The organism is Bacteroidales bacterium (assembly GCA_035342335.1).
Lineage (GTDB): Bacteria > Bacteroidota > Bacteroidia > Bacteroidales > JAGONC01 > JAGONC01.
The window spans coordinates 1-18,210 of sequence record DAOQWY010000004.1 but is presented as its reverse complement, the minus strand read 5'-3'; the positions used below and the strand labels follow the sequence as shown (position 1 = coordinate 18,210).

The 18,210-nt window shown below is 46.0% G+C and carries 13 protein-coding genes and 1 tRNA gene; 10 read left to right on the top strand and 4 right to left on the bottom strand.

All coding sequences use genetic code 11. The annotated features are described in order from the left end of the window. Positions 1-79: 79 nt before the first annotated feature. The 3 genes from nosZ to PKI34_03000 form a co-directional block, all read right to left on the bottom strand. Positions 80-2,464, bottom strand: coding sequence for a Sec-dependent nitrous-oxide reductase (gene nosZ / locus PKI34_03010; GenBank protein ID HNS16771.1), 2,385 nt, complete (start codon positions 2,462-2,464; stop codon positions 80-82). Positions 2,465-2,496: 32 nt separating this feature from the next. Next, positions 2,497-4,740 carry a cupredoxin domain-containing protein gene (locus PKI34_03005; protein HNS16770.1) on the bottom strand — a complete coding sequence of 748 codons (2,244 nt, stop codon included), beginning with the start codon at positions 4,738-4,740 and terminating at the stop codon, positions 2,497-2,499. A 70-nt stretch (positions 4,741-4,810) separates the two neighbouring features. Beyond that, positions 4,811-5,260 (bottom strand): Rrf2 family transcriptional regulator, encoded by a 450-nt coding sequence (locus tag PKI34_03000; GenBank protein HNS16769.1) that lies wholly within the window; start codon positions 5,258-5,260, stop codon positions 4,811-4,813. A gap of 359 nt (positions 5,261-5,619) precedes the next feature. On the opposite strand from PKI34_03000, the gene PKI34_02995 reads away from it, so the two are divergent. Genes PKI34_02995 through PKI34_02970 form a run of 6 tightly spaced genes read left to right on the top strand, consistent with a single transcriptional unit; the run spans position 5,620 to position 13,617 of the window. Next, the gene (locus tag PKI34_02995; GenBank protein ID HNS16768.1) at positions 5,620-6,810 is read left to right on the top strand and encodes a c-type cytochrome; all 1,191 of its coding nucleotides are present in this window, start codon (positions 5,620-5,622) and stop codon (positions 6,808-6,810) included. A gap of 33 nt (positions 6,811-6,843) precedes the next feature. Then, positions 6,844-9,879 (top strand): Fe-S-cluster-containing hydrogenase, encoded by a 3,036-nt coding sequence (locus tag PKI34_02990; protein ID HNS16767.1) that lies wholly within the window; start codon positions 6,844-6,846, stop codon positions 9,877-9,879. Between the two features lie 33 nt (positions 9,880-9,912). Beyond that, positions 9,913-11,295 carry a polysulfide reductase NrfD gene (gene nrfD, locus PKI34_02985; protein HNS16766.1) on the top strand — a complete coding sequence of 461 codons (1,383 nt, stop codon included), beginning with the start codon at positions 9,913-9,915 and terminating at the stop codon, positions 11,293-11,295. Beyond that, positions 11,282-11,830: a DUF3341 domain-containing protein gene (locus PKI34_02980; GenBank protein ID HNS16765.1), complete on the top strand. Its 549-nt coding sequence runs from the start codon at positions 11,282-11,284 to the stop codon at positions 11,828-11,830. The genes nrfD and PKI34_02980 overlap by 14 nt, the downstream gene beginning before the upstream one ends. A gap of 11 nt (positions 11,831-11,841) precedes the next feature. After that, positions 11,842-12,414 carry a cytochrome c gene (locus tag PKI34_02975; protein HNS16764.1) on the top strand — a complete coding sequence of 191 codons (573 nt, stop codon included), beginning with the start codon at positions 11,842-11,844 and terminating at the stop codon, positions 12,412-12,414. A gap of 27 nt (positions 12,415-12,441) precedes the next feature. Next, entirely contained in the window at positions 12,442-13,617 is a 1,176-nt protein-coding gene (locus tag PKI34_02970; protein HNS16763.1) for a hypothetical protein, read from the top strand. A gap of 56 nt (positions 13,618-13,673) precedes the next feature. Here the strand turns inward: PKI34_02970 and PKI34_02965 are convergent, their stop codons facing one another. Then, positions 13,674-14,612 carry a pentapeptide repeat-containing protein gene (locus tag PKI34_02965; protein HNS16762.1) on the bottom strand — a complete coding sequence of 313 codons (939 nt, stop codon included), beginning with the start codon at positions 14,610-14,612 and terminating at the stop codon, positions 13,674-13,676. A gap of 410 nt (positions 14,613-15,022) precedes the next feature. On the opposite strand from PKI34_02965, the gene PKI34_02960 reads away from it, so the two are divergent. The 4 genes from PKI34_02960 (at position 15,023) to PKI34_02945 (ending at position 18,131) form a co-directional block, all read left to right on the top strand. After that, positions 15,023-15,097: transfer RNA gene (locus PKI34_02960), tRNA-Pro, on the top strand. A gap of 398 nt (positions 15,098-15,495) precedes the next feature. Beyond that, positions 15,496-16,092 carry a hypothetical protein gene (locus tag PKI34_02955; protein ID HNS16761.1) on the top strand — a complete coding sequence of 199 codons (597 nt, stop codon included), beginning with the start codon at positions 15,496-15,498 and terminating at the stop codon, positions 16,090-16,092. Positions 16,093-16,189: 97 nt separating this feature from the next. Continuing rightward, positions 16,190-17,311 (top strand): L,D-transpeptidase, encoded by a 1,122-nt coding sequence (locus PKI34_02950; protein ID HNS16760.1) that lies wholly within the window; start codon positions 16,190-16,192, stop codon positions 17,309-17,311. A gap of 31 nt (positions 17,312-17,342) precedes the next feature. Next, the gene (locus PKI34_02945; protein ID HNS16759.1) at positions 17,343-18,131 is read left to right on the top strand and encodes a L,D-transpeptidase; all 789 of its coding nucleotides are present in this window, start codon (positions 17,343-17,345) and stop codon (positions 18,129-18,131) included. Positions 18,132-18,210: the final 79 nt, after the last annotated feature.

Sequence of the window (18,210 nt, the reverse complement as noted above, 5' to 3'; positions counted from 1 at the left end):
GATGTAAAAGTAATAAATTCATATAAAACAGGGAATCGGAATTCATCACCCTTCCGATTCCCTGATTATCCAGCCTGTATTATTGGGTCTGTATCCCTTTCATATAGGCTTCGGATTTGAGCTTCATATACTGAATGATCTTATCCGTATTTTCAGCTGAAACATTCTGATTGGGCATGGCCAGCTTATATTTTTGCCGCATGGCTTCAATATCAACTTCTTTCATGTGTTTTTCCGGATTCATGATCCATGATTTCAGCCACTCATCGTTCCTGCGCTTGTCAACCATGAGCAGATCCGGCCCGTTGTATTCTTCTCCAAAACGGTGACATGCATTGCAACCATGATTCAGGAATTCCATCTCGCCGGTGAGCATATTCTTCATTTCAATGGAAGATGGCTTAAAGGACTGCATCTTCATATCCCACTGCACACGGGAAGCATAAGCCAGAAGCCTGTCATTTTCAGCTTTTTCGTTGAAATTGACCTTCAGGTATCCCATGAGCTGAATTTCATCCGGATGATGGATCTTGTCCAAAAGCAAAGGATACATACCAGCTTTGTCAGCCGTAAAATCCAGTGTAGCCGTTTCTCCGGGACGCCAGCGATACATCTGGTCATAGGAAGCAATCTCATACACATAATGATCCAATTTACTGGCGCCATGATTGGTCAGATGGATATAGACCTTTTGTCCCTGGTTCACTTCAATATCGGATGGAGTTACCGAATTGTTGCTAATGGTTCCATACACATGGACTTCACCACCCTGTTCCACCACTTTTTCTGCTCCCATATCAGTGTAGTACTGAGATTTGGCATTGGTCGTAATATCGGTACCCGGAGGATAGGTATCAATGGGAGTAAACATATCCTTCTTTATTAATATGGTATAATGAGGCTCTCCCATAGGTATCGGCAGATCGTAAATGATCTTCATTTCATCACCGCTGATATCGATAAGCTGGTGATTTTGCGGATGAAGCGGCCCCACCGGATTGAACCTGTCGATGGAAAGCTTGTTCAATGCGATCAGGTAATCACCGGTGGGCTCTCTCGTATCTCCGTGAGAGGATACCAGGTGACCGATATTATAATGGGAAGGTACATATCCCAATACCTTCAGATTGATATAGTCCCATTTCGTAATCCTGGAATCGACGTAAATGGAGGTATAGATGACACCAAGTTCATCATCGTACTGGTTGTGCAGTGGGCCCAGACCTACTTCAACACTGCCATGCAGGGCTGATTCCAGAGAAATGATCGGAATGCCATAATTATCATACCCTTCGAAGTTCTTCTCATCGATGGCTTTCATTATTTTCTCAAAAGAGTAGACCCATGCATGGGAATCCAGTTTACCAGCCACTACGATATAATCTCCTGTAGGATCCACATCCACTCCGTGAGGGGATTTCGGTTCAGGAACAAGGTAAAGCAGCCCTTCCTGAATGGATACCTCAATCGGGATCACTTTGTGACCATTGATGACCTTATATTTACCCTGTGCTAAAACCTGCTCGGCTTTTTTCCAGTTGGTCACGTGCAGATAGTCAACGTCCCGGCTGGAGCAGCCTGCCTCAAAAGGAGGCCGGCCGCTTTCCATACCGCCATAGTACATTTCGGTACAGAATGAATTGGTAAAGCCCCACCCATCGCTGGCTAACTTACCGGCATCTGACAAATCCTGGGTGTATGGCGGAAATTCAAAGGTGAAAGAATTCTCAAGATCGACTTTACCTGTTTCATTGTCAAATTTCCAGTACGTTAGTCCACCGCGCCAGTATTTTTCAAAATTGGCCTGTGACAGGGGGTAGTACTTTCGGTCGAACGGAGCAGGATACTGTGTGGCTTCCAGAATATATTCCGAGTTTGGTGTAAAGAAATTTCCGCCATGGTCGCTCCTGAACAAAGGATTCTGAAGTACGTCTTTCACTTCCCAATCCTCCAGGCTTACAATGAAAATCCTCGGATTGGCTTTATCATTGACGGTTGCCCATTTACCATCATACACCCCATTGGTTTCAGAATATCCGGGGTGATGGGTATCACCCCAGAGAATTTCCTGGCCATCAATGAATCCTTTCTCCATCAGTTTTTTTGTTTCCATGCTGTACCCATAGCCAATTTCAGGCTGACGTGTGCAAATGGGTACATATTTCAACATACGCATGGAGGGAACCGTGTACATAGGCATATTTCCGGCCTGTCCGCCTGAGTTCAGGGCCACGTACTCGTCAGCAATATTATCAGGCGTGTAAGTTTTGGCAGCAGCAAGAACGTCTTCGGAGTTCAGTCCCCTTCTTTCAATGATATCTTTCAGCGATTCTTTACCAAAAGGGGCCCCCATTTCCAAATCAGCTCCCTGTTTCCCACCTCCGCAGCTTACAAGGAATGCGGTGAATCCAATCAGTAAGGTGAAAAGTGGGATATTCAATGTGGCTTTTTTTATATTCTTCATTTTTCCTGATTTTTAAAATTCGTTAAATCAATTTACTGTTGTTCCTCGAGCGTAATCCTAAGCAATTCCTTTGCACGGAGTCCAACATCCGCTGCCTTGACCTGATATTGCCAGTATTGTTCAGCCCATAAAAATGCGTCCCTATACTTACCTTCCTTGGCATACCGCTCATGGTTTGTTTTGGCCAGTTCTGCCTGGTTCAACTGATCAACAGCATCTTCAACAAGGGCCTTGACATAGGAGTGATCCTGGTAATTGTTCTGCGTAAGCCAATCCACCACACTGTTGATAACAGCCTGGGTTTCATTGATGACTTTGATCTTATCCTCATAGTTTTTCTTGAATTCTGCCAGTTGCTCTTTGGTAAGCACCTCTTCTTCTCCGGCTTCAGGACCCTTATAATTCTTGGGCCTGACCAGGAAAATACCTTCCATCTCAAGGTGGAGTGCAGAGCAGAATTCCGTACAGTAAAAGGGGAAAACACCGGGTCTGTCAGCCACAAACGTTAATGAAGCTGTTTTTCCCGGCTCAAAGCTTCCGTGTTTTCCATACGTATCAATGGTAAAACCGTGGGTTTCATCCTCTGCCCTTTCGAGATTAGTCAGATGGAATGTAACCACATCCCCTTCATTGACCTCAACAATTTCAGGTACGATATGCGATCGGATCAACGTTCCAAAAACATGAACCCGGTTACCCTCTCTCTCAATTTTTTCCATCCCGGCAACCGTTTTATATTCACTGATTTCACCGGTTCTTGTATTGGTTCCGGTTTCATACCGTATGATCGGCTTGATGGTTGTACGCAGAACGGCAGTAGATCCGTAAATATTCGCCTGCGGTATGCTCATCGTATAAATATCCACCATTTCATCATCCGCCGAAATATCGATGAGATGCTGGAAGCTGGGACGCACCGGTCCTACGCTTGGATAATTGTCGTAGATCCCTTCCTTATCGACCGCTATCAGGTAATTGGAATGCGGTTCGGCTGAAAGACCCTGAGGGATCATTAAATGGGATGGTTTGAATGTCAGGGGTAATTCACTTTCTTTCTTTAACGAAGTGTAATTCCACCTGACAATTTTTTTATCATCATAGAATGAAGCGTAAGCCACATTCTTCCGGTATTCAAAAATAACATCCTGAGCACCTTTCCCCAGGGGAACAGAGCCATGCAGCACGGTACTCTTGTCGATCAAAGGTATGCTCCCATCGGTTTGTCCACTGTATGACCCGGCACTCATGGCATTTTTTACTTTCCCGAAATCGAACACAAACGCCTCATCGGAAGCCGTGATGAAGTATTTGCCGTCGGGGGTAACCTTGACTTTGGAGACTTTTTGTCCAATATCGATCATGGCAATGGCTTTGGCCTCAACAGCCTTGCCGAGTGTCACCACATCCGATTCGTGAACACTAACCTTGGCAGCGCCCGTCAGCTTGGTGAAATCAATCACATAGAGGTAATGTGCATCCCCTTTCCTGGCAATGCCTACAATAAGTCCGTGGCTTTCCAGACGCCCGGCATCAAAATAATCCATCGTAAATGGCGGTAGCTCAAGGGTAAACGACTCTTCCTTGATAATTCTTCCGATGTGATGCCCCGTTTCGGTTTCTCCAACCGGGTCATAAAACTTCCAGAAGGTGATCCCTGATTTGGCATCGGCTAGCGTGTTGGCTTTATTGTCCCATGGGGCAGGGTATTGACTGGTCTGAATGATATATTCCGTATTCTGTGTCACCGCTACCGCACCAAAGGTGCTTGTGAACAGCGGGTGTGCCAGAACCTGCTTGGTTTCAAAATCATCCAGTCCAAGCATGGCTATTCTTGAATTGGCGCCATCGGAATAAAACAGATACTTCCCATTGAATTTCCCATTGGTTTCAGCCAGGGCTGGATAACGCATGTCACCGTAAGAGTAAATCAGATTATCAGGCGAATTTTTTTTCAGCATCAAGGAGCTTTCATCATCAAAACCATACCCTTGCCAGGGTTCCGGTGAAAACACCCCTACATACTTGTAAATTCGCATGGAAGGTATGCCGTAAACAACCATTGTCCCGGAATTACCGGTGCCTAGGAATGCAAAATATTCATCCCGGCCCCCTCTGGGCATGAAAGTTTTAACGGCTGCCAACACATCCTGGTCATCCAGACTCCGGATATTTTGGACTTCTTGCAGTGTCTGCTGTGCGGACACCGGTTGTGGCAACCAGGCGACGAGTAGCCAGGCAATAGCCAAAACAAAAAATCTTGTAAACAAATTACTCATAATTTTTCATTTTAAAGGTTAGCATTGTCGACAAAAGTAAAAAAAAATTAAAATATGCTATACAAAGGTATTATTTTATTTTTTCATGCAGGAAAACTATTTTTTTGTATGACTTTTTTGCGGTGAAAACCTGTCTGAGCGTAGTGGTTTGCAGGATCCAAATAATTTCCTTCCAGTAAATCTGCCATGGGTCATGCAAAATACAGTAGCCATCGTGGTGGTGTTCGCAATCTACCATTCCAAAAAAACACGAATTGTGCAGATCCAGCGGCTCAAAAGAGTTAATGATCTCTGCAAGTGTTTTATTCTTTGAATCCTGGCTCAATTTGAATCCGCCACTTCTTCCCCGCATACTCTCTGTGTATCCCATTTTTGTCAGATTCGTCAACAGTCTTCGTAAATAGCGCAACGGAACATGCAGCTGCCCGTACAATTCCTGGGCAGTATAAACCTTTGCAGTGTCCCGTGACATGGCAATTAAGACCTGCAATGCATACTGGGTGGTTTGATTGAGGAACATAATTAACGTAACATTAATAGATCCAGGCTATTCCACGCTGATCAGGACCGGAACAACCTATTGATTTCAGGTAAATTCCAACTCTTCAAAAAAATCACAATATTAAACATTTAATTGATAATAATACCATGTTGTAGAATTTTTTTTCTGATGATTTTCTGAGATATATCCGCACATTGAGTGCGGTGGCCTGCATCATTTGGTCAAAACTGAAAAAAATATCGCCATCCATTTTAATTATATTTTTTATTTTTAACCGGCATTTCCAGGATGATGAAAGCAGGGCATTTTATAGTATTCAAAGGTCTGAATATGATAGATTTAGATCCCAACATGGCTTAACGTATTATCAAGAAAGAATGAATATGCATCACTTATTACGCAAGGTCAGCAATAAATTTTCGTGTACGATTCCGTTCCTGTTGATCATTTGCTTTTCGTTGCCTTTCAATAAGGACAGCTATGCGCAGGAAGACGACCCGGTCAAAATGTTCCAGGTTTGCGGGGTTTGCCACAGCATAGGAAAAGGGAAACTAATCGGTCCGGATTTATACAAGGTGACCGAGCGGCGCGACCGGGACTGGCTGATCCGCTTTATCAGGAATTCAGAAGAGGTGATCCAGTCGGGTGATGAATATGCAATCAAACTTTTTGAGGAATACAACAAGGTAACCATGCCGCCGGTCACCTACACCGACGAACAAATCAACCTGTTGATAGATTACATAGCGAATTACGATCCTGCACAGGCGGTAGTTGCCACTGCCCCGGCAGCTCCTGTCGCTCCGGTTGAGATCGATGGCAAGCCTTATGTTTTCATGAGTGAATCTCATCACCCGTGGGCTTATTACAGGCTTGCCTTTTTCGTTTCCCTCCTTCTCCTGGTTCTCTCCCTGGTTGATCTGATATTTTTAAAATTCATCAAAGCAAAATTTTTTCACATCTCAATCATACTGATCACCCTCACTATCATTTCAGGAATTACGGTCAAAGAGGCACAGGCCTTAGGCCGCCAGCAATATTACGAGCCAGACCAACCCATAGCCTTTTCACATTACATCCATGCAGGACAGAATCAGATCGACTGCCAATACTGCCACAGTACAGCCACGATCAGCAAAAGCGCCGGGTTCCCTTCTCCACAGCTTTGCCTGAACTGCCACAATGTAATTCAAAAAGGAACCTACAGCGGCACTGCTGAAATTGCAAAAATCAGTCAGTCGATTTCCAGTGGGAAAAGCATCGAATGGATCCGGGTGCATAACCTGCCAGATCATGTTTACTTCAACCATGCACAGCATTTCAAAACAGGGAAGATGGACTGTACGGAGTGTCATGGTGAGGTGGAGAAAATGGACCGGGTACGCCAGGTTCATGACCTGGGTATGGGTTGGTGCATTGAATGTCACCGGACCCAGCAAGTGCAGTTTCTGGAGAATGAATTTTATGCCGCCTACAAGCAACTCCATGAAGATCTCAAAACAAACGACAAAACGTTTGTCAGTGTGGATGATGTGGGCGGAACAAATTGTGCAAGATGTCATTATTAATAGTTAATCACCTGGTATTCAACAGCTCTCTATATGAAAAAATACTGGAGAAGTATAGAAGAAAATCAACGTCTCGCAGGGCAACAGGGCTCGGAAAAATCTTGCCACAGTCGTCCGGAATTTTCAGCCGACGGATTAAATGCTGAGGAAAAGGCGGGCAAGCACAGCAGGCGGGATTTTCTGAAGATGCTGGGCTTCACGGCGAGTTACGTTGCCATGGCCAGCAGCTGCGAAACACCGGTCAGAAAGGCCATACCGTATCTCAATAAACCCGAGGAAATTGTCCCGGGCATTGCGAACTACTATGCTTCAACTTTTTATGATGGACATGAATACTGCAGCATCCTGGTAAAAAACCGTGAAGGAAGGCCTATCAAAATCGAAGGAAATTCGCTTTCCACCCTCACCAAGGGAGGAACCTCCGCCCGTGTTCAGGCATCGGTGCTTAGCCTCTACGACCTTCAACGCCTGAGGGGACCGGTGAAGGACCATCAAACGGCAGATTGGGCGACAGTTGACGGGGAAATTCAATCCGCCCTGCAACAGATCCATTCCGGCAATGGAAAGATCGTCATTCTCAGCACAACCATTATAAGCCCTTCCACGAAAAAAGTGATCGAAAATTTCAGGGCTGTTTACCCTACCACCGAATGGGTTATCTATGACACGGTATCAGCTGCCGCTATGCTCGATGCCAACCAGGCCAATTTTGGCCTGCGGGCTATTCCCTCCTACCGGTTTGACAAAGCCAACCTGATCGTTGGATTCAACGCTGATTTTCTCGGTAACTGGATACTCCCGGTAACCTATGCAAGGGATTACGCCACTACACGCAAGCTGACCAAAGGTAATTCTTTGTCAAAACATATCCAGTTTGAATCATACCTGTCGTTAACAGGCTCCAATGCCGATACCAGAATACCCATCAAGCCAACAGAAGAGCTGGCTGTACTCTTGAATCTGCTCAAGGAGGTTTCCCTGGCATTGGGTTTACCTGCTATCCAATCTCCGGCAAGTTCCCTGGATCTGTCGGGATTGGCAAAAGAGCTGCTGGAGAACAAGGGTAAATCACTTATCGTATCGGGCACCAATGATTTCTATATCCAGGCTGCCGTCAATCGCCTGAACGATATCCTGGGCAACTATGGTACAACGATTGACCTGGCCCATCCGGTCATGATCAAACAGGGCAGCGATCACAAGATGGCCGAATTGATCAGTTCGATGAATTCAGGACTCGTTCATGGGCTGATCCTCCTTGGAGCCAATCCGGTATACGATTATCCCCTGTCCCAGCAATTCATCAATGGGCTCAAAAAAGTGTCGCTGACGGTATCCTTCAGCGACACTCCCGACGAGTCAGCCCGGCTATGCCAGTACATCTGCCCGGACAACCATTACCTGGAATCCTGGAATGATGCAGAACCCATCAGGGATTCCTTCAGTCTGACCCAGCCCGTGATAAAAACAATTTTCGACACGCGGCAGGCACAGGAAAGTCTTCTGAGATGGGCAGGCACTGACACTGACTACTACCATTTCATGCAAAATTTCTGGGAACAGAACGTATTTCCGAAACAAAGCCGGTTTGCGGATTTTATCAGTTTCTGGAATCAAAGCGTGCATGATGGTGTGTTTGAAGTAACCAGGCAGGATGCCTCACAACCAGTCTGCACACCCACCGATTTCAGTACGGTCAATGCCATCCCATCCGAAGGAACGGAACTGGTGCTTTATGAGAAAATAAGCCTTGGGACAGGCAAGCATGCCAATAATCCCTGGCTTCAGGAACTTCCGGATCCCATCACCAAGGCAGTATGGGACAATTACGCCTGTGTGGCTACTTCTTACGCAGCCAGGCATCATCTAAAAAATGAAGATGTCATTAAAGTAAATGGGCTGCTCGAACTTCCGGTCCTGGTGCAGCCCGGTCAGCACAAGGACACCATCGGCATAGCCATCGGATATGGCCGGACAGGTGCGGGGCGGGTAGCTGATGGAGTCGGACAAAACGCGTATCCGCTCTTATCCTTTAAAGATGGATATTGTCAGCTGGCTGGCGCTACGGTCAGCATCGAAAAAATGGAGGGAAAAACCTATCCCCTGGCTACCACCCAGACCCATCATACCATGGAAGGGAGGGCCATCGTCAGGGAAACAACCCTTGAGGAATGGAAAGAAAACCCGAAATCAGGCAATGAAATGCACCAGGGTGTTGCCCAGCAAAACCAGACCCTCTATTCGCTGCCGGTTTTCAACAGTTTTCACTGGGGTATGGCGATCAATCTGAATGCATGCATTGGCTGCGGAAACTGCGTCATTGCCTGTCAGGTTGAAAACAATGTGGCCGTTATTGGCAAGGAAGAAGTTCGGAACCGCAGGATCATGCATTGGATCAGGATCGACCGGTATTATTCAGAGGAGGTGGATAATCCTGAAGTCACGCATATGCCGGTGATGTGCCAGCATTGCGACAATGCTCCTTGTGAGAATGTATGTCCCGTGGCTGCCACACCCCACAGCGACGAAGGATTGAACCAGATGGCCTACAGCCGATGCATTGGCACCCGTTACTGTATGAACAACTGCCCTTACCGCGTCAGAAGGTTTAACTGGTATGAATACACAAAACGGAAACGATTTAATTACAATATGGGCAATGACCAGGAAAAGCTTGTATTAAATCCGGATGTCACGGTGAGATCAAGAGGGGTGGTGGAAAAATGTTCCATGTGTGTTCAGCGGATTCAGGAAAAGAAACTGGAGGCGAAACTGGAAAACAGGACGCTCAGCGATGGGGAAATCAAGATGGCCTGTCAGGAATCGTGCCCGGCAGATGCCATCGTTTTTGGCGACATGAACGATCCGAACAGTGAAATCAGCCAAGTCATCACAAACCCCAGGGCTTACCAGCTTCTGGAGCAACTTCACACGCTGCCTTCGGTAAGTTACCTTACCAAGGTGCGAAACATGGATCCAATGGATAAAAAACGGAATTATTCGATCGATTATCCTGTGTACTGGTCAGAGGAGCAACAACAAAACGCTAATGGAGAGGTGACACATTAAGCCGATTCAAGCAGGATATAATACCATTTTGTTATGTATAAAACAGAAGTCAGAGGTGTACTCATAGAAGGCAATAAGAACTATGGTCAGATCACCCGGGAGATCCTGAAACCCTTCGAGGCTGACAAACCTCCAGGATGGTGGTACTTCGGTATTGTGATCTCAGCCATCATGGTTGCCGCCGGCCTATGGAGCCTGTATGTGCTGGTCTCGGAAGGTATCGGTATATGGGGGCTCAATAACAACGTTGCCTGGGGGTGGGACATTATCAATTTTGTCTGGTGGATCGGTATCGGTCATGCGGGCACGGCCTTTTCCATCTTTCTGCTGATCCTGAGGCAAAAATGGAGAACTTCCATCAACCGTGCCGCAGAGGCCATGACCGTCTTTGCGGTCATATGTGCATCACTTTTCCCCTTGTTGCACATGGGCCGGGTGTGGGACGCTTTTTTTATTTTCCCTTATCCCAACACCCGGGGGCCCTTATGGGTCAATTTCAACTCCCCGCTGTTCTGGGATGTCGTGGCCATTTCTACCTATCTGATGGCTTCCGGAATTTTCTGGTATATCGGAATGATACCCGATTTTGCCTCCATCCGTGAGCGGACTACTTCCAAAGTCAAGAAGGCTATTTACAGTTTTTTGAGTTTTGGATGGGTCGGCTCGGCCCGCGGCTGGTTGCGCTTTGAAACAACCGCCATCCTGCTTGGCGGCTTGACCGCACCCCTGGTGATCTCGGTTCACTCCATCGTTTCCATGGACTTTGCCACATCGGTCGTACCAGGCTGGCATACCACCATCTTCCCGCCTTATTTCGTGATTGGCGCCATATTTTCCGGATTTGCCATGGTGCTGACACTCATGATCATCGTCCGAAAAGTATTCAAATATGAAAGCTTTGTAACCCAGAGCCATCTGGATGCCATCGCCCGGATCCTCACCTTCATCAGCCTGATCATGGGTACGGCCTACCTGACCGAATTGTTCACCGCATGGTACAGCGGCACAGAATATGAGATGTTCACCTTCATGAAAAACAGGATCACCGGAAACTATACGTTTGCTTACTGGGCAATGCTCATTTGCAATGCCATTGTACCGCAATTTTTCTGGTTCAAGAAAATCAGGAAAAAACTTCTGCTGGTTTTCATCATATCAATCATCATCAACATCGGGATGTGGTTTGAACGTTATGTAATTGTGGTTACGTCCCTATCCAAGGATTTTCTGCCATCTGCCTGGATGCCATATCATGCTACCATTTACGAACGACTATTTTATGTCGGAACCCTGGGGATTTTCATTATGGGCCTGCTCATATTCTTCCGGTACATTCCGATGATGGCCGTCAGCGAACTCAAGGGTATTTTGAAGGAAACAAGCAAGACTAACGCTATAAACCATGGGAAAAATTAACATCATTGGCATTTATGATGACCCCGACATCCTGGTGGCTGCTTCTAAACGGATCAGGGATGAAGGGATCAAAATTAAGAATGTCTTCTCGCCTTTCCCCATTCATGAACTTTGGGGGGTGCTGGGGCTGAAAACCCGCCTGCCGTTGCTGACATTTCTTTACAGCACAGTCGGGCTGATTTTGATTTATGTTTTTTTATATTGGTCATCGGTGATCAGCTATCCGCTGAAGTTTGGCGGGAAACCCCTTAACACCCTCTCATTTGTCATCATTCTTTTTGTAGGAACCATCTTTTTTGGCGTTTTTTTCACCTTTACCACGTTCTTTATCCGACAAAAAATAGGGCCTGGTAAAAAAGTGACCATGATCGATCCGCGGACAACGGACGACAAATTCGCCCTTGTAATTGAAAAGCTCTCTGATTTTTCAGCGGAGGATGTGGTTCGGATTACGAATATCCTGAAGGAAACCGGCGCATCAGAAATTTTTCAAAAACCTGAGCCGGAAGGTTATATTGCAGAAGAACATGATTAACCCTGATGCCTATGAAGAAGAATAGTCTAAACCATATGCTGCTCCTCATCGGCTTTCTGAGCCTGCTGATGAGCTCCTGTAAACACGACAGGAACCACCCGGGATATGCTTACATGCCCGATATGTATTATTCGGAACCGTATGATCTCTACACCGCCAATCCGATCTTCGCCGATAGCATTACCATGCAGGGTCCTGTCGAAGGAACTATACCCAGGGGACACATGCCTTACTCCTACCAGGCGAAATCAGCCGATGATCAGAAACGAGCCGGCGAGGAACTCGAAAATCCCATTGCCCTAGATGAAGCAACACTTGCAAGCGGTAAGGAACACTATGAAATCTTTTGTGCCCTGTGTCACGGGCCCGCGGGAAAAGGCGACGGAACACTTTTCAAGAGCGGGAAATTCATTGCACAACCGACCTCGCTCGTGGAAGATTATGTCCAGGGCAAAAAGGATGGTGAAATCTATCACGTGATCACCACGGGATCCGTATCGGGCCTCATGGGAGCGCACGGTGCACAGATTACACCCAAGAATCGCTGGGAAATCATTCACTATGTGCGGAAATTGGCTGAATAACCGACCTATAAAACGAGAAAATAAATTATGGAAACGACCTATACAGACACCCAGCTGCATATTTCCAGAAGATTTACTTATCTGACCTTTGCCATGATGGGAATCGGACTGATCACCCTTGCCGCCGGATTCCTGGTCAATCCGGTGAAAACATGGGCAAATTACCTGATGAACAATTATTATTTCCTGTCACTGGCCATCGGCGCAACATTTTTTGCAGCACTGCAATATATCACCCACACAGGTTGGTCTTCCGGTTTTATCCGGGTTCCGCATGCCATCGGAAACGTTATCCCGGCCATCGCAGTTTTAATGCTCCCGATCCTTATCGTTGGCATGCCTGATTTATATCACTGGGCGCATGACCAGGCAGCCAGCCACGACCCTGTCATTGCACATAAAGCACCCTATCTGAACATTCCTTTCTTTGTATTACGGTCTGTCATTTATTTCGTCGTCTGGATACTGCTCACCCGGCTCCTGAAGCGATTATCCCTGCGTGAAGATCAGGAGGGAGGACGGGCCAGCTTCCAGAAAAGTGAGTTCTACTCCAAAGTATATATTTTTGTATTAGCGGTGACTTTCAGTCTGGCTACATTTGACTGGATCATGTCGATCGACGTCCATTGGTACAGTACGATCTTTGCTTTCCGCAATTTCGCCATGGCTTTCTACCATGGGACTGCGGTGATCGTACTGATCATCATCATTTTAAATAAATCCGGTTATTTCCCCTTCCTGACGCGAGCTCATTTGAGTGACTTCTCCAAGTATATTTTCATCCTCAGCACCATTTGGGCTTATCTGTGGTTCTGCCAGTACATGCTGATATGGTATGCCAATATCCCGGAAGAGACCGTGTATTATCTTCCCAGAACAAAGGGTGAATTCCAGGCATTTTTTTACCTTGAACTGATCATCAACTGGGCTGTCCCGTTTGCACTTCTGCTTTCCAATTACCTGGTTTCACATAAAAATACGCTGCTGGCTATTTGTGTGATCATCATCCTTGGACAATGGATCGACCTGTACCAGCAGGTTATCGTCGGAACCTACGGAAAACTTGAGATTGGATGGATCGAAGTGGGTATGTATGTTGGTTTTGCCGGATTGTTTACCTATCTCGTTGGCAGATCGCTGTCCAAAGCTCCCCTGGTACCCAGGCATCATCCTTACCTGGAAGAATGCCTGCAACACCACTGATGCGTGATTCATTCGGGCGATTTTGAACCGAAAGGCAATTTTACTGTTTGACGGGCTCAATGCCCTCCGTTTTTGGAAAATACAATCCCTGTTGCCAGGCCTTCTTCATTGATGAAAGGCAACAGATCCGCCGGAATATTTTTAGCACCTGCAAAATTTGTTTCTGCCAGTTCAGCAGCATAAAAATCAGCACCCAGCAGATCCGCCCCTGAAAAATCCGCTTCCTGCAGGTGGGCCCCTTTAAACGAAACCTCGTGCAAGCGCGCATGGACAAAACTGCAGGTTTCCAGACCTGCCCCGGTAAAATCAGAATAACTGTAATCGGCTGAATCGAATCGGGAACCGGAAAAAACGGTAATGATAAATTTGACTTTGATCGCTTTACTATGCGAAAAATTGGAATCCATAAGCTCAGATTCTTTCATCAGCGCATTCGAAAAATCAGCATTGATGAACGAAGAACGGTGGCCTTTGACACCAAACATGTTGGCCCCCCTGAAATCAGCAGAATCCAGACAGGCATCATTGACAGATGTTCGAAAAAGCACGGACTGGGACAGGTCACAATGATCCATCCGGCTCTCATCAAAAGAAGACCAGCGCAAATCGGCTAACCGGAAGTCTGAACCAGTGAAGATACTACCATCTGCCAAAGCAGTCCGGAAACTGACACCCCGGAAATCACCACGGCGAACCTGCGCATTTTCCCAACGAATACCATCCAGGTTCTGAAACCGAAAATCATCACCATCTTTTGGGGTAGCAACATTCCCGGTTTGGCGCTGTTTCCCGTCAGCCAAATACTGTTCCTTCCGAATGAGTTCCTGCCTGTAGGCAGCGGTAGTGGAAGTGGGAAGTGGAAGTAAATTGGACGTGTCAGGCGGATTTGAAAATAAATCATCCACAGGATCCGATGGATCCAGCCAGCTGCAGGAACTAACCACCGCAAACAGACAACTGAATCTGAGCAGATGATGAATAAAATGTTGCATCATGTAAAATCATCCTTTTTTAAAGCGGTCAAAAATAACGTTTTCAATCATTCTTTCTTTAAAAAATTGGAATTTCACAGAATTTTCACCGAAACGCCTGAAAATGAACATTTTTAACAATGGCATTCATTGACTTACCGATTCCTGTGTTCCTTCCTCTTCTCAACTACCCTCGCGACAACCGCTATGAAAATTTGCAATCGTATTTCGTGCTGCATTTAAATCAAGGTCGTTATTTTGTTTTTGATGAAAAAACACTACTTTTGTGGCCGTTTTCATGTACGTGTTTGTTCAATTCCAGCAATAAAATCGTTACGATCAGGATGGGATTGAGGCCGTCTGAAAACGTGTTTGAATTTTCAATCGTTCATTTGGATCAACCCATTGTTCTGCTGATTGAGTTCAAATCAATTCGGGATGTAGCGCAGTCCGGTTAGCGCGCCACGTTCGGGACGTGGAGGCCGTGAGTTCAAATCTCACCATCCCGACTCCCGGTTTTCTCTCTTCTCTGGAGAACCGTCTTAGTACATTCAGACAAGTTTGCAATCATCTTTATTTCAGAGTTTTGACCATCCTCTACAACAATCACATCAATATCTTATATATATTTATAAATTCTTTATAAAAATTAATGAAAGTATTTGGAACAGAGAAATATTTAATTACCTTTGCATGGTCAATTTCTTCTTGGAAAATCATTTTCTGACATCGTCCATGAATTCAAACACTTCCAGACATTTATCCGTTTTCGCCATTACATAGTCAGGGAAGAATCAACCAAAGATCCATTATTCCGAATTCTATCATAATTATAGGGAGTATTTTTCAATTAATAAAAAACTAACAAACGATCAATCATTAAAAACCAATTTTCGGAGGACAAATCATGAAAAAAAATCTGTTATTTGTTATCGCAGCTGTCAGCATGATGCTGATTTTTGCTGGTTGTGCCAAGGTGCCCCAGGCCGAGATCGATGCGGCCAAGGCTGCCATTGAAGAAGTAAGAGGTGCCCAGGCTGATATCTATCTGCCGGGAGAATTCACTGCCATCAATGATTCATTGAGAGTGGCATTGGAAAGAGTGGAAGCTCAAAAGGGTAAACTCTTCAAGAGCTACAAAAATGTAAAGACCCTGCTGGCGACTATCCCGACGATGGCCGCTACCATTAAATCCAATACTGAAACGAAAAAGGCTGAAGTGAAAGCTGAAGCTGAAGCTACTCTGGCTACGATCACTGCCATGCAGCTCGAAAACAACACCCTTGCAGCCAAACTGCCCATGGGCAAAAACGAAAGAGAAGCTGTTGAAGCCATTAAGGCAGAACTTGGCGTGGTTGACGGCGCCATCACGGAAGTTGCCACGATGCTTGCCAATGGTGACTTTATGGGTGCACTAAATAAGGTCAATGCCATCAAGCAGCAGGTTGAGGCGAAAAACCTTGAAATCAAGGACGTCCTGACCAAAGCCAGAATAAAATTCTAAGCCTGAGTTATCAAACAAACTTTGTTCATATAGGCTGTTCAACACCGGTTGAACAGCCTTATTTTTTTTTTACTTTTGCCCATCATTTTAACCAGCCATGAAACGGAGCAAACGCAGGATCATAAGAATAATGTCAACCTTTCTTACCCTCATTGCCCTGGGTGTAGCCGTAACCTTCCTTCTGGTTCAACTTGCGCCTGACCCTCCTGTGGAACAAATAAGCAAAGCCAGGCAGGCCGTGTCCGCTGCCCGGTCGGTCAATGCACATATTTATGACCCCGAACAGTTCAAACGCGCCGAGCGCCTGTACGATTCAGCCCTCCTCCTGTGGAAGTTCCAGAACCAGGAATTCTTCCTCAAACGTAACTTTGATCCGTGTCGTTCTTGCGCCATCCTGGCTGAAACCAATGCCAAGCTGGCGGGCGACCACGCCGTGGAAAAATCCCAAAATCTGAAAAAAACCCTGCGAACCGACATTGATAAACTCCGGCAGGAGGTGCGTGATTTCAAAGTGATCTTCGACCGCCTTCCTATCGGGGATGACATGTCAAAGAAATACGAAAAAGGCAAGCTGCTTCTGGCTGAAAGTGAGGTGAATTACGAACAGGCCAATTACCTGATCAGCCTCGAAAAGCTTACCCAGGCGAAAGACCTGATCCACAAAGCCATGTCGTACACGAATAACCTGGTGGCCAATTATTTCAGCAACTATAACGCCTGGGTGAAATGGGCCGACCAGACCATTGACCTGTCCAGGAAAAATCATTCTGCCGCCATCCTGGTGGATAAGTTTTCAGGCAAATGTTATGTCTATAAAAATGGAGCCTTGAAATATACCTTCAACGCAGAAATGGGAAGGAACTGGATCGGCACAAAGCGTTACAAAGGGGATAAAGCCACTCCGGAAGGTTTTTATACGGTCACCAAGAAGAAATCAAACCATCAAACCAAATATTACAAGGCTTTGCTTTTAAATTATCCCAATGGGGAGGATAGACAACGTTTCTCAAGAGATGTCAGGGAAGGAAGGATATCGCGTTCAGCCCAGATTGGTGGTCTGATCGAAATACATGGCGGCGGAGGCAGGGGAGCTAACTGGACGGATGGATGCATTGCCCTGACCAACAAAGACATGGACATTATCTTCAACGCTGTCAGTGAAGGTACTCCCGTTACCATTATCGGCTCCCTTGTTGGAAGGGATGATGCATTTGAATAATCAGTACTTGAACCCATCAGGATAATTTAATATGAACCCGCACACGGCAAGCCAGCATATATCACCAGATAAGCCAACTTCCGGAAATGAATCTGCATCCTACGGTTCGGGTAAATCAGGATTCTGGCACCGTAACCCAACGCGGGTGGCTTTGAGCTTTTTGACCGGGACCATTGAAGTTCTTGCTTTGCTTATCTTTCTCTGGGCCTTTGTCTACTACCTGTTACCCAGTGTTCAGAATGCATCGCTCAGGGCCATGAAATCCGGAACTGAAGAAATCATTGTTGCTGACTCAACTGTGACTGACCTGGAAAAAGCGACCAAATCGATTGAAAATTCGATCAGTAAGCTCCAAAAACAGATGGATAAATACACCCCCGCGGCTGCCTACCTTACTATCAATACCAATGAGAACGAATTCGCCCTGTACCTGAAGAAAAAGCTGATCCGCCAGGGTCTCTGCTCAACGGGAAAATACGTTAAACTGGAAGCTGGAGAAAACCAGAAATGGATATTCAAGACGCCAAGAGGGGTCAGAAAAGTACTGAACAAACAAACTTCTCCCGTCTGGACGAAACCTGACTGGGCTTATATAGAAGAAGGACTGCCCATACCGCCGGTAAACCATCCCTCCCGCTATGACGCATATGCACTTGGGGAATATAAACTCGACCTGGGAAACGGATATATGGTCCACGGAACTCTTTACCAGCGGCTGCTTGGGAAACCTGTCACACACGGATGTGTCAGGATGGGCGATGAAGACCTGGAAGAAGTTTACAAAACCATGAGCGCGGGATCCAAAGTGTACATCTACTGATCATGAACATAGAATCGGTTAGGAAAAACAAAAGGATAGTGTTGATCTTTCTGGGATCTGCCGCGGCAGTTTTTGTGGC